The sequence below is a fragment of the Nostoc sp. PCC 9305 genome, assembly GCF_963920915.1.
GTDB lineage: Bacteria > Cyanobacteriota > Cyanobacteriia > Cyanobacteriales > Nostocaceae > Nostoc.
In genome coordinates, this window is the sequence record NZ_CAWUDN010000162.1 from 1 (window position 1) to 12621 (window position 12621).

12 protein-coding genes are annotated in these 12621 nt (G+C 39.2%); 8 read left to right on the forward strand and 4 right to left on the reverse strand.

Annotated elements, in window-relative coordinates:
* Positions 1-109: 109 nt before the first annotated feature.
* Together ACM0OX_RS33275 and ACM0OX_RS33280 are read right to left on the reverse strand one after the other, a co-directional pair.
* Positions 110-940, reverse strand: a complete 831-nt coding sequence (locus ACM0OX_RS33275) for an ATP-grasp domain-containing protein (protein WP_414519208.1) — start codon at positions 938-940, stop codon at positions 110-112.
* Between the two features lie 58 nt (positions 941-998).
* Positions 999-1898: a hypothetical protein gene (locus ACM0OX_RS33280; protein WP_414519209.1), complete on the reverse strand. Its 900-nt coding sequence runs from the start codon at positions 1896-1898 to the stop codon at positions 999-1001.
* Positions 1899-2033: 135 nt separating this feature from the next.
* On the opposite strand from ACM0OX_RS33280, the gene ACM0OX_RS33285 reads away from it, so the two are divergent.
* From ACM0OX_RS33285 to ACM0OX_RS33300, 4 genes are read left to right on the forward strand one after another with little or no spacing between them, the layout of a single operon-like run.
* Positions 2034-2951 (forward strand): metallophosphoesterase family protein, encoded by a 918-nt coding sequence (locus tag ACM0OX_RS33285; RefSeq protein ID WP_334835749.1) that lies wholly within the window; start codon positions 2034-2036, stop codon positions 2949-2951.
* Positions 2952-2955: 4 nt separating this feature from the next.
* On the forward strand, positions 2956-3489 hold the full coding sequence (locus ACM0OX_RS33290) for a GAF domain-containing protein (protein ID WP_334835746.1): 534 nt from the start codon (positions 2956-2958) through the stop codon (positions 3487-3489).
* A gap of 53 nt (positions 3490-3542) precedes the next feature.
* Complete coding sequence (locus ACM0OX_RS33295) at positions 3543-4802, forward strand: AAA family ATPase (protein ID WP_334835744.1); 1260 nt, start codon at positions 3543-3545, stop codon at positions 4800-4802.
* Positions 4799-5443, forward strand: coding sequence for a retron system putative HNH endonuclease (locus ACM0OX_RS33300; protein WP_334835742.1), 645 nt, complete (start codon positions 4799-4801; stop codon positions 5441-5443). The genes ACM0OX_RS33295 and ACM0OX_RS33300 overlap by 4 nt, the downstream gene beginning before the upstream one ends.
* Before the next feature lie 231 nt (positions 5444-5674).
* On the opposite strand, the gene ACM0OX_RS33305 is transcribed toward ACM0OX_RS33300, so the two are convergent.
* Positions 5675-6214 (reverse strand): group I truncated hemoglobin, encoded by a 540-nt coding sequence (locus tag ACM0OX_RS33305; protein WP_414519210.1) that lies wholly within the window; start codon positions 6212-6214, stop codon positions 5675-5677.
* Positions 6215-6757: 543 nt separating this feature from the next.
* Between ACM0OX_RS33305 and ACM0OX_RS33310 the strand changes: the two genes are divergently transcribed.
* Positions 6758-7051 carry an antibiotic biosynthesis monooxygenase family protein gene (locus ACM0OX_RS33310; RefSeq protein WP_414519212.1) on the forward strand — a complete coding sequence of 98 codons (294 nt, stop codon included), beginning with the start codon at positions 6758-6760 and terminating at the stop codon, positions 7049-7051.
* A 393-nt stretch (positions 7052-7444) separates the two neighbouring features.
* Here the strand turns inward: ACM0OX_RS33310 and pcrA are convergent, their stop codons facing one another.
* Entirely contained in the window at positions 7445-9769 is a 2325-nt protein-coding gene (pcrA, locus tag ACM0OX_RS33315; protein WP_414519216.1) for a DNA helicase PcrA, read from the reverse strand.
* A 638-nt stretch (positions 9770-10407) separates the two neighbouring features.
* On the opposite strand from pcrA, the gene ACM0OX_RS33320 reads away from it, so the two are divergent.
* From ACM0OX_RS33320 to ACM0OX_RS33330, 3 genes are read left to right on the forward strand one after another with little or no spacing between them, the layout of a single operon-like run.
* The gene (locus ACM0OX_RS33320; protein WP_334895533.1) at positions 10408-11376 is read left to right on the forward strand and encodes a sodium-dependent bicarbonate transport family permease; all 969 of its coding nucleotides are present in this window, start codon (positions 10408-10410) and stop codon (positions 11374-11376) included.
* Positions 11377-11380: 4 nt separating this feature from the next.
* A complete protein-coding gene (locus ACM0OX_RS33325) occupies positions 11381-11692 on the forward strand; it encodes a P-II family nitrogen regulator (RefSeq protein WP_414519214.1) in 312 nt (103 codons plus the stop codon).
* Positions 11693-11720: 28 nt separating this feature from the next.
* Positions 11721-12422, forward strand: coding sequence for a carbonic anhydrase (locus ACM0OX_RS33330; protein WP_414519218.1), 702 nt, complete (start codon positions 11721-11723; stop codon positions 12420-12422).
* Positions 12423-12621: the final 199 nt, after the last annotated feature.

Genomic DNA, 12621 nt, shown 5'->3' on the forward strand with positions numbered 1-12621 from the left:
TCGCTTAACATCTGGGCTGATGCCTTAACTTGACACCAATGGCATCTTGCCCGCCCAGTTTATATGGCGGGCAAGATGCCCACCCCACAATATTGGATAATTTATTTTTTCAATTTGAGGCTAGGCTAACAAGCATTTTTTCAAAAATTTTCAAAACATGCTCCTCTCCATTGTCTCTAATAAAAATGCCAAAATTTGGATGAGAGTTTATTTCAATTAACCAATATTGATTATCTCGATCTAATACAATATCAAAGCCACCATAATCAAGGTCTAACTCTTCAAAAACTGGTTGAGCAAAATTAGCAATCTCTGATAGTATTTGTGGATCGTTAATATACTTTGCTTTCGCACCATCCCAGTGTAGAGGGCTGAGATTACCGACAAATTTGGCATCAGTTATATCTTTTTCATAGAGCAAAACTAACTCTTTATTTAAGAAAACCGCTCTATATTCAGATTTGATATGAATAAATTCTTGAGCAAGAGCGACGTAATCATACTTATTATTAATATTAAAAATTTCTTTTAAAGCAGTTTCAATTTCATCTATATTGTTACATAAAAAGACATTATGCCCGCTTGCACCAGAGTTTCTTTTAATAATTACTGGCGTTTCAAAATTTTCTTTTATTTCTAATACGATATCTTGAATAGTTGGAAATTTTAAGTAAATCTTATATTTGGTGTCACAAAAAGGGGAAAGAAAACCCACTGTGCGAGGAAGTTTAATTTTTTTATTTAAAACATGATAAGTATATTCTTTGTCTTTGAGCAGGTGTGCTACTGCTTGATTAAGTAAGGGAGTACTATAGTTACAAAAATAATGCTGTTTATTATTCAATTTTATTTTGATTAAGTTTTCCGAAGGATGAAGAATTTCATAGCTAATGTTTAAGTTTTCACAAGCTTTCAGCAATAGCGAAACGTTGTCTAACATAAATACTTAAAGTTAAACGTCTAAATTACGAATTACGAATTACGAATTACGAATTACTTTAGCTTGCTGTTTGCCGTTTAAAAATCACTATCTCAGTTCCAACAACCGGGTTACGAGCTATCAGCATGTTTTGGGAATCGATAATTTCTAAATGAGTAAAATCAAGTTCTTGAGAGCGTTGTAATATCTCCGCAGCTAGTTTGTCTTGCTGAGATTCATTGAGAGTGTACCAATCATTACTAATTTTGACAGTCAAGTTACTTGTACGGAAGTTGGCTTGAATTGACTTTATCAGACCAGAGGCAACGCGATCGCTAATTTCGGCTACCTGATTTTCAATAGCCGCAATCAAAGCTTGTTCAGGTGTCAATTCTATGATGGGTGTCGGCGTTGGTGTTGGGATTGGCGTTGGGATTGGCGTTGGCGTAGGAATTGGTTCTGGTTCCGGTTCCGGCGTTAGTGGCGTAATTTGTACTTCTGGCGGGGGCGTAATTTCCTCTGGTGGCTGTGGTTCTGGTGCGACTGACTCCGGTGGAGTAGTTATCGTTGGTGTTGGTATGGGAACCTCTTCAACCGGAGGAAGGGTTGCTATTACCGTAGGTTTACCAGTAAAGACAGTCGTAGTTGTCCAAACGAGAATTACAGCAATTCCAGTCACAATTCCCGTCAAAGCTGTATCTGATAACTTTGTTGACAAATTTGATGGTAAAAACAAGCGGATTGTCCTTAACAGTCCACCCCATCTCAACTGAAGTTGCTGAAAAAAACCAGGTTTTTCCTCACTACCAGGTGGAGGTGCTGTCTCCAGTTTTTCCACCGTTACTTCTAAAACCCCAATCGTCCCTTGGAGAAGTTGGATAATTTTAGCCTTCCAAAATGGCTGAACTCTCTGGTAAGGTTTTTGGGGAGGTTGAGTTATCTGCTCATCCGTCGGTTTTGACTGATTGTCTTGTGACATGGAACTTTCACCAAAAGCAGCGAATCAAAGACAAACAACGTACATTATTACTGGTGCTGCCTTCTTTTGCATTAATGTATCACTTCATTGCTCATTGTTTTCGCTAAACTGATTATTTATTAAATTTGGTGATTTATGAAACTGAAACGCCGTCAATTTTTATTTTTAAGTAGCGTCAGCGCCATTGGTACAGGATTTTTAAGCTGGATGTTTGCTCATCAAAATCATCAAAGTGCTGATATTAGCGATTCAACAACAGCTATAGCCGCCAACCCAACCAAAAAAGACTTGTTATTACGTTTTGTGTCTGTAGCAGATACGGGGACTGGGGCTAAAGGACAGTATGCTGTGGCTGGAGCTATGAATGCGTATCATAAGAAAAATCCTTATGATTTAGTCGTTTTAGCTGGAGACAACATTTACAATAACGGCGAAATTGAGAAAATTAATGCAGTTTTTGAGCGTCCTTATCAAGGTTTACTCAAGCAAGGTGTGAAATTTCAGGCTTGTTTAGGTAATCACGATATTCGTACCGCTAATGGCGATCTACAAGTCAAGTATGCTGGCTTTAATATGAAGGGACGTTACTATACATTCCGTCGCGGAATTGTGCAATTTTTTGCTTTAGATACTAACGGAAATGCTGATTGGAAAAACCAGCTACCTTGGTTAGAAAAAGAATTAAGTCTTAGTAATGCTCCTTGGAAAGTGGTGTTTGGTCATCATCCAATTTATTCATCGGGTCAGTATGGGAATAATCCAGATTTTATTAAAACTTTTACTCCGCTATTTAAAAAATACGGCGTTCAACTTTACATCAATGGTCACGAACATAATTATGAGCGCACTCGTGCTATTGATGGGACAACTTACTTAATTTGTGGCGCGGGTGCTGGTAATCGTCCTGTAGGGCGTTCTGAGTGGACAGGGTATTCTACCAGTGACTTAAGTTTTGCTTCTTATGAAGTGTATAAAGATAGAATAGAAATAAGTGCGATCGCTACTAATAATCGCGTTTTTGATAAAGGGATTATTCAATTAAAATCAGCTTAGTTATATGACTCAGCAAGAACTTACTTCTGGACTCAAAAATATTGTAGAATCATCTCAAACACCAGAGGCTATATTTTCTGCACTATTACCAGCTATAGGCGATTTTTTGCAGTCTGATAGATGTTTTCTATACCTGCACAATCCCCAAAATGATCTTGGTAGAGTTGCCTTTTGTTGGATTCGTACTCCAGATATACCAACTGTTTATAATGAAGAATGGGCAGCACAACCCCCAACTTTAGTAGATGAAGATCCGATGTTTGCGGCTGCGTTACGTGCTGAACGTTCAATCTTTGTTGAAGATGTAGAAACTGCTGCTCCTCAAGTATTAAATCGAGAATTTGAACAGAAGAATTTTGGACATCGGGCCCTTATTCATGCCCATATACGTCAGGATGGACAACTCTGGGGAATTTTACAACCATGCATTTTTGGTCATCCTAGAATTTGGACTGAATATGAACGAGGCGTCATTAATAATCTTGTCGATAAAATCACACCTTTAGCAGTTGATTATGTCAAGTCTGCTTTCGATTAGTTGTAGGTTGGGTATTACGCACCAAGTAAATTACATTCAGCGTTATTAAAACTATGAAAGTCAAGCGCCTGACAATGCAATCCTTCCGTGGAATCGGCGATTTGACGCTTGAGTTCGATGAAGCAGAGCCAACGGTATTTATTGGTATCAACGGCGTAGGTAAATCGAGTATTATTGATTGCCTTGCTATTCTTCTATCGCGTTTTACTAGCTCGATTCAACACTCAACATCTTCAGGAAGAGTCTTCAGGGAGGAAGACATCACTAATGGGCAAAAGGAAACACATAACGAAATCACTGTTTCATTGAATTCTGAAGAAGCAATATGGTCTCTAACCAAGGTACATAAAGGATTAAGCAAAGATACTAACACTAACCTGTCAGCCATAACAAAGGTTGCTGAAAATATCAAAAAAGATTTATATATATCTAATCAATTAAATATTCCTGTCTTAGTTTATTATTCCACCAATCGTGCAGTCTTGGATATTCCTTTGAAGATTCGCACAAAGCATTCATTTGAACAAATAGATGTATATGAAAACGCACTTACAGGAGTAGGAAGTGAGTTTAGAATCTTCTTTGAATGGTTTAAAAAGCAAGAAGATTTAGAGAATGAGTTACGCCTAGAAGGTAATTCTAGTTATCGGGATAGGCAATTAGAATCAGTCAGGCAAGCCATATCTTCATTAATACCGAGTTTTTCTAATTTACGAGTGCGTCGTTCCCCGCTAATGAGAATGACTGTGCAAAAACAAGGTAAAGAACTCATAGTTAATCAACTATCTGATGGGGAGAAATGCTTGCTGGCTATGGTGGGAGATTTAGCAAGACGATTAGCGATCGCTAACCCTAGTTTACCAGATGCACTCCAAGGTAGTGGCGTTGTTTTAATTGATGAAATTGAACTCCACCTACACCCCAAATGGCAACGAGAAATTATTCCAGCTTTGACAAGAACATTCCCCAATTGCCAATTTATTGTCACCACGCATTCGCCTCAAGTAATTAGCCAAGTCAAGCCAAAAGGAATTTTTATTCTAGAAAAAAAAGATGAAGGTGTTGTTGCTAAAAGACCAGAAAGTTCTTTTGGTAGAGATAGCAATCGTATATTAGAAGACCTCATGGGTGTTCCAGAACGTCCCAAGGAAATTAAGGAAAGTCTTTTAGAACTTTTTCGACTAATTGATGCTGGAAATATTGAAGGTGCTAGGCGATTACGTCAACAATTGGCTAATGAAATTGGAGCAGATGAGCCAGAGTTTGTCAAAGCGGATGTACTCATTCGGCGAAAGGAAATTCTCAATAGATGAAGTATATAAAAAAGGTTGCAAAACCGATTAGCTTAACTAAATGGAATAATAACCTTGGCAGTAAGGTACTTCCTTGGATAAAATTCAAAAAATCAGTGAAAAATGATGTGTTCGAGGCATTGCTCTGTGAACAAGGTTATATCTGTTGTTACTGTGGTGCTTCGATCACTAGGAATGAATGCCATATTGAACACTTGAAACCCAAAAGTATTTATCCACAATTGACTTATGAATACGCAAATCTCATGGTGTCATGTCAAGGTGAAGATGAAAAACAACCTCGAGTACCAGTACATTGTGGTCATAGAAAAGATAACTGGTACGACGAGCATCTGATGGTTTCGCCTCTAGAAATAACCTGCACTGATTTTTTCAAATACCCTGCTTCTGGAGAAATTCAACCAACAGATGAGCCAGCGAAAAAAGCTGCTGCTGAAACAACAATTGAAAACCTTGCACTCAATATCAGCAAGCTGCAAAATATGCGTAGGCTAGCAATTGACGCTGCATTGCTTGCTACTGATGGTTTAACTGAAGCAGAAATACAGCTACTTGCCCAAGGTTATGAAAAACTGGATGCCAATGGTCAATATACTCCGTTTTGTGCTGCTATTAGCTATTTTTTCAAGAATTATTTTTAATTCAATAAAATGTTTGCGTAGGAGTAGCCCGTCGTAGACATACATTCAGATTAAACTAAGTAACATTAACTTAATTTTATGAACTATTTCCCACTGTTGAACACTTTGAAAAAATTGCAATATACAAAACAAGAACCCCGACTTATTTGAGAAGTCGGGGTTCTGCGATTTTATCACTCTACTCGTTGCAACTGCGCTACTTTTGGGTCAACTATCTTTCGTCACCCCTGTCTATAACTTTTCAACAATCTGGTCTCTAAGACTATTGGCAAATGCCAACACTTGGTTTTTCTCTGGTTGCTTGACCCCATTTTTATCAAGGGCTAGGCCTATATCATTAACAAAAGCATAAAATTCACTATTGGTGAGACCTCCACCAATTCCACTATGAGAAAGCTTCATAGTCCGCCCAGTATACACACAAGGGCCACCTGCTGCTTGGCAGAATTGAGCTATTAGCAACTCACGCAGCCGCTGTTTTGAGTTGGTACTCAAGCCAATAAAGTATTTACCAATCAATGGGTCAGCAAATATGTTTCCTGCGGAATCGTCAATGACTGCGGCAATTGCGTTGTAGCCTCCTAATCTGTTATAGAGAGACCTTCCTGCTGAATTATTGGCTATAATCACTTCCTTTGCTGGTATTGGAACTAGCGGTGTTGTCGTGGAACGAGCCAAACTAGGACTTAACCTGAAAATAGTCACAACCATGATTGTGATAGAAATCAATGTCAACCAGAAAACCTTTGTAAATAGGTTTTGTATTTTCATCGTCAAAGCCTCTCTGTTAAGTTTGATCCTGGATCGGTTTTGTTACTTCACACAATAAAATTCGGCTACAAAGATGAAGCCTAAAAATAACCGAATTTATGCCTACTAAAATTTGTATGGAATGTCTAGAAAACTTTGTAGTTCTGACTTTATTTAATAGTAAATATCTGAGAAAATCCAAGCTTTTCTCGTCTATTTAATAGCCTTTTTTAATAGCAATGCCTGAAATACAGAACACGCATTTTTAGGAAATATCGCGCCCAAACAGAACTTGTTTTAAAAGTAAGTGCTTTTAAAATAAGTTCTGTTTGATTGATCAAGCAAGAAGTATAATACCACTGATCTCACAAATATTTAATAATTAGAATAAAACAACCTACTTTTCCCACTTTTCCTACTTTTTAAAATACATATAATTTATTGAAAGGTTTGCTTAGAACATCAGTGCATCTTCAAAAACAAAGTTAATGCCTACATTTTTATGAGTAATTATGCTTAAAATTATACTAAATAACATTAGTCCAATTGTCACCACAAAACTTTATGATTCTTGAGGCAGTTATTCTTAATGTCAAATCTGGTCTAGAATTCGATTTTGAAGCTACTTTCAAAAAAGCTTCTAAAATTATTTCCTCAATGGAGGGATATTCATCCCATGAATTGCATAAATGTATAGAAGTCCAAGGTAAATATTTATTACTTGTCAGATGGGAAACTTTAGAATCTCATACTGTAGGATTTAGAAATTCTGCTGAGTATCAAGAGTGGAAAAAACTTCTACATCATTTTTATGAGCCATTTCCTACTGTTGAACACTTTAAAGAAATTGAAATATGAAAAACAACAAGTTACAAAAACTCATCCTTTGATAAATTCAGAAGAAGCTGGAGTTAATACAACTTAAGCTCAACTTATAAATGTTGGTGTTTTATTTACAACTAACTCGTTTTTAGATAAGTAAAACTAAACTTGGATTTAATCAATTTAATGATTAATTATAAAAAGTCCAAAATTGATAAGTAAAAGAAGAGTTTTAGTTAATAAAACTTCTTCCTAACTTATTAATGAACAAGTCTTAGTTAGTCCAGCACGTTCTGGAGTTAGAAATGAACAAGTTTTAATTAGTCCAGCACGTTCTGGAGTTATAAATGCTTCTTCTGTAGTTAGACACAGCTTGTTATGTAGCAACGCACCATCAAAATATAGTCTATCTGGTCGTTTATATACCTCTTACTCTACTCGTTGCAACTGTGCTACTCTTGGGTCAACAATTTTTTGTCCCAAACTGGCAAATTTAATTGCTACAGACATCTTATTACCCGTTCCGAAGACGTGAGTGATTTCACCAAGACCAAAAGTTTTGTGTAATACTCGATCGCCTACTTGCCAATTCTGGGCTGAGTCTTGTTTCCCATTAGGAGTAGAGGCACTTTTGGTATAACTTTGACGACTCGCGCGTTTGGTAGATAATAATTCTTCTGGTAATTCGTCGAGAAATTGCGATCGCATCGCAGGTTCACGAGAACCATACAAACGCCGTTCCCGCGCGTGTGATAAAAATAACCGCTCTTGGGCGCGAGTAATTCCCACATAACACAAGCGGCGTTCTTCTTCTAAAGATGCAGGATCGCTTAGGGAACGGTAGCCGGGAAATAGCCCTTGTTCTAATCCCACCAAAAACACCACGGGAAATTCCAAACCTTTGGAAGCGTGCAAAGTCATTAAAGAAACGGCTGTCTGTCCTTCTTTTAAGTTATCCAAATCGGAACTGAGGGCAGCACTACTTAGAAAGTCTCGCAGAGAAACTTCTTCATTTTCTTCTTGAAATTGCAGCGCGGCGTTATAAAGTTCTTGAACGTTTTGTACCCGATCTGTGGCTTCATCCGTGCCTTGATTCATCAAATCTTGAACGTAACCAGAATCTTCCAATATTCCTTGCAAAACCTCAGTCACGGGAAGCGTGCTGACTTGTGCTTGCCAACGGCTGATCGTAGCGGCAAAGTTATTTACAGCTTTTGTCGCCCGTCCAGCTAATGTATTAACTGATGTTTCGTCGCTGAGTATTTCCCACAAAGTCGTCCCTAATTGCTGAGATGCGTTCATCAAAGCGTCAATAGTGGTTTTGCCAATTCCCCGCCGGGGAGTATTAATAACTCGTAATAAACTGACTGTATCAGCTGGGTTATTTATCGCTCTTAAATAAGCAACGACATCTTTAATTTCTTTGCGATCGTAAAACCTCATTCCCCCTACAACTGTGTAAGGAATTTGATATTTCACCAACAATTCTTCAAAGGGACGAGATTGGGCATTCGTCCGATAAAGTATGGCAAAACTACCCCAGTTTAACTCTGGATTCTGCTGTTCTAAAGTGCTAATTTGATTAATGACAAATGCCGCTTCTGCAAGTTCTTCATCGGCTTTGTGACAAGTAATCTGTTCGCCCGTCCCCCGCGTCGCTTTCAGGACTTTATCAATCCGTTGGGTGTTATTTTCAATCAGTTCATTAGCCGCTTGCAGAATGTTTTCACAAGAACGATAGTTTTCTTCTAGCTTAACCATCGTCCGGGTGTCATCATCTACCAAACCATCGCCAAAGTCTTCCTGAAATCCTAGCAAGATGGTGAAATCTGCCATCCGAAAGCTGTAAATCGATTGGTCTGCATCGCCGACAACAAAAACTGAGCGATTTTCCCATTGCCATTCGCTCTTTTTGGTTTCGCCATTAGTAACTAATAAATTAATCAGTTGATACTGAGTGCGGTTAGTATCCTGATATTCATCTACGAGGATATGACGAAACTTGCGATGCCAGTAACCCAATACCTGCTCGTTTTGTTGAAATAATCTCGTAGGTACAAGAATAAGATCGTCAAAGTCAAGAGCGTTGTTTTGTGCTAACTTATCTTGATATAAATTATAAACTTGACCAATTACCCTTCCGCGATAATTTGGTTGGTCTTGCTCAAATTCTTGGGGTGATAAACCTTGGTTTTTAGCGTTACTAATAGCGTAGCGAACAGAGCGGGCGTCAAACTTCTTATCGTCTAAATTTAGCTCTTTATTAACGATTTCTTTGATCAAACTGATAACATCTGATTCATCAAAGATAGAGAAATTGCGATTCCACTTGCGTCCTTTTTCGTCTACATATTTTTCAATATCAAAACGGAGAATGCGAGAAAATAGACTGTGGAAAGTGCCACACCATAAATCTTTGATCGTGTTTTTGTAAACTTGCGATCGCAGTAGCGTTTGTTGGTATTCTGTCAATAAATCCAACCGCTGACCGTGTTGTTTCATTGCCAGTTGTTCCGCAAACAGCCGTTGAATCCGTTCTTTCATTTCCCGCGCGGCTTTATTGGTAAAAGTAACCGCCAGGATATTTTCTGGATCGACACGGTGTTTCAGAATTAAATTCGCAATGCGATAAGTCAGCGCTCGTGTTTTACCGGAACCTGCGCCAGCAACAACTAGCAACGGGCCGCAGTAGTGTTCGACAGCTTGACGTTGACTAGGGTTAAGGTGACTGAGAAAGTCGATGGTTGTTGTCATAGATGTGAAAAAGCGATGTCTCCGACGGTCACTGAACGACTTGCCCTGAGCGTAGTCGAAGGGAGCAGAAGTGCGGGCTACGCCTAACGCCTGGGGTAACATCAATAGAGAGTCGCTATTGCCCAGGTTACAACATCCTAACGAAACTTGGTCAACAAAGATTGTCAGGTATCATCTTTATCGGATTTATGCCAAAAATCCGCGAAACATACACCAAAACATTGTCGGGGCAATTATGAATTGCCCTGACAATACGTTAACTTTTCTACGTAGAAAACTTAGCCACTAGTTATTCCGGCGCGTTGTGTCGTAAAATCAGCCACGGGGAATCAAACATCAAAACATCATGAGCAAGCTCTAACTTGTTCTGTTGTCAACACTAGGAGCAATTAAATTAATAAATTGCCCCAATACGTTTTCGTGGAGACATGAAAATGTTTCCTAGACCGTGGTTTATTTGCTTGCAAAACGCTGTACATATCTAACTGAGAGTATAGTCACCAATCGGACTATTCACTCCTTGAGTACCCAATTGACATTAGGTAACAATACACGATACATCATCATTGAACCGTTAAATTTTTAAAGATGAAAAATTTCTTTAATTGCAGGTTTTACCAGTATAAAGAGGGGTGGATATGGATTTTAGCTTAATTGTATCCAACATTTTGAATCCGCCAATCTTGTTTTTCTTTTTAGGCATGACTGCTGTTTTTGTCAAGTCCGATCTAGAAATTCCCCCACCAGTGCCTAAACTCCTTTCGTTGTATCTGCTGTTTGCCATTGGTTTTAAAGGAGGGGTAGAACTAATCAAAAGCGGACTTAATCAAGAAGTGATTCTAACACTCGCAGCAGCAATGATGATGGCTTGTGTTGTTCCAATTTACACCTTTTTTATCCTGAAGTGGAAATTGGATACTTACGATGCAGCTGCGATCGCAGCAACCTACGGTTCTATCAGTGCCGTCACTTTCATCACTGCCGGCGCTTTTTTAACTGAGCTTGGTATTCAGTATGATGGTTACATGGTAGCAGCTCTTGCCCTGATGGAATCTCCGGCGATCATTGTTGGTCTGATCTTGGTGAGTATATTCACCGCCGATGAAAAGCGAGAGTTTGCTTGGTCAGAAGTTTTGCAAGAAGCATTTCTTAATAGTTCAGTTTTTCTCCTAGTTGGTAGCCTCTTAATTGGTGTCTTGACAGGAGAACGTGGTTGGCACGTATTAGAACCCTTTGCTCAAGGGTTGTTTTATGGCATTCTCACCTTCTTTTTACTGGATATGGGACTGGTGGCTGCCAGAAGAATTAAAGACTTGCAAAAAACCGGAGTTTTCCTGATTTTATTTGCCATACTAATTCCTATACTCAATGCAGGCATTGGGTTAGCGATCGCCAAATTCATCGGTATGCCTCAGGGAAATTCGCTGTTATTCGCTGTATTGTGTGCCAGCGCTTCTTACATTGCTGTGCCAGCAGCGATGCGAATGACTGTTCCCGAAGCAAATCCCAGCCTATATGTTTCTACCGCTCTAGCAGTCACATTTCCGTTCAATATTATTGTGGGAATTCCGCTATATCTCTACGGAATTAACCTATTCTGGAGGTAATAATATGCACGTAGTTAAAAAGATAGAAATTATCGCCAACTCCTTTGAGCTTGCCAAAATTTTAGATAATTTAGACAAGTCAGGTGTACATAACCACGCCGTCATTAGAAATGTTGTTGGTAAAGGATTACGAGGAACGACAGAAGATTTAGACATGACCATGCTTGATAATGTTTACATCCTCGCATTTTGTATGCCAGAAGAACTCAAGCGTGTTGTCGAAAATATCAGACCAGTTCTCAATAAGTTCGGAGGTACTTGCTACGTTTCCGATGTGATGGAAATTCGCTCTGTCAGATGTATCGCGTCGATTTAAGAGAGTTATAAATTCAATGAAACATTTCATGGAACGTCGTGACTTTTTGAAGTTAGGAATGACTGGGGCGTTTGGGATGATGCTAACTGCCAGCGATTTACTCTGGCGGGTAGAACAGGCGAAAGCTGCCGAAATCCCCTCAACTTCTGCTGAATCCCTCACTCCCGATGCCGCCTTACAAAAGCTGATCGAGGGAAATCAGCGATTTGTCGATCATCATCCCCAATACCCCGATCAATCTGAGCTGCGGCTGCACGAAGTTGCTCAAGCTCAACATCCATTTGCAACCATCCTTAGTTGTGCGGATTCACGAGTCCCCGCAGAAATTGTTTTCGATCAAGGCATTGGGGACATTTTTGATGTGCGGATTGCCGGAAATATTGCCACACATGAAGCGATCGGCAGTATTGAATATGCAGTTGTCTTATTAAATTCTCCGCTGCTAATGGTGATGGGTCATGAGCGTTGTGGCGCAGTAACCGCAGCTGTTAAAAAAGAATCATTACCTGGTGATATTAGTACTTTTGTTAAGGCAATTAAGCCAGCCCTAAAAAGGGTCAAGGATCAGCCGGGTGATGCAGTTGAAAACGCTGTGGTGGCAAATGTGCAATATCAAATTGAACGATTGAACCGATCAAAGCTTTTAAATAAGCAGGTGGAGTCGGGCAAATTGAAAATTGTCGGGGGTCGTTACGATTTAGATACAGGTAGGGTGACTATTATTACTTAATTCAGCAGAGGATTATTAATAATTAAACAATTCAAAATTCAAAAATTCTTGGAGACTCTGATTCCCATCTGATATTCACTGATATCATGTCCGGGTGCTTACCCATAATAAAAGAACCCCACCCCCAACCCCTCCCCGCAGGCGGGGCTACGGTGTACACACAAGTCTTTGAGAGTTGCCTCACAGCGTTTAGATCCCC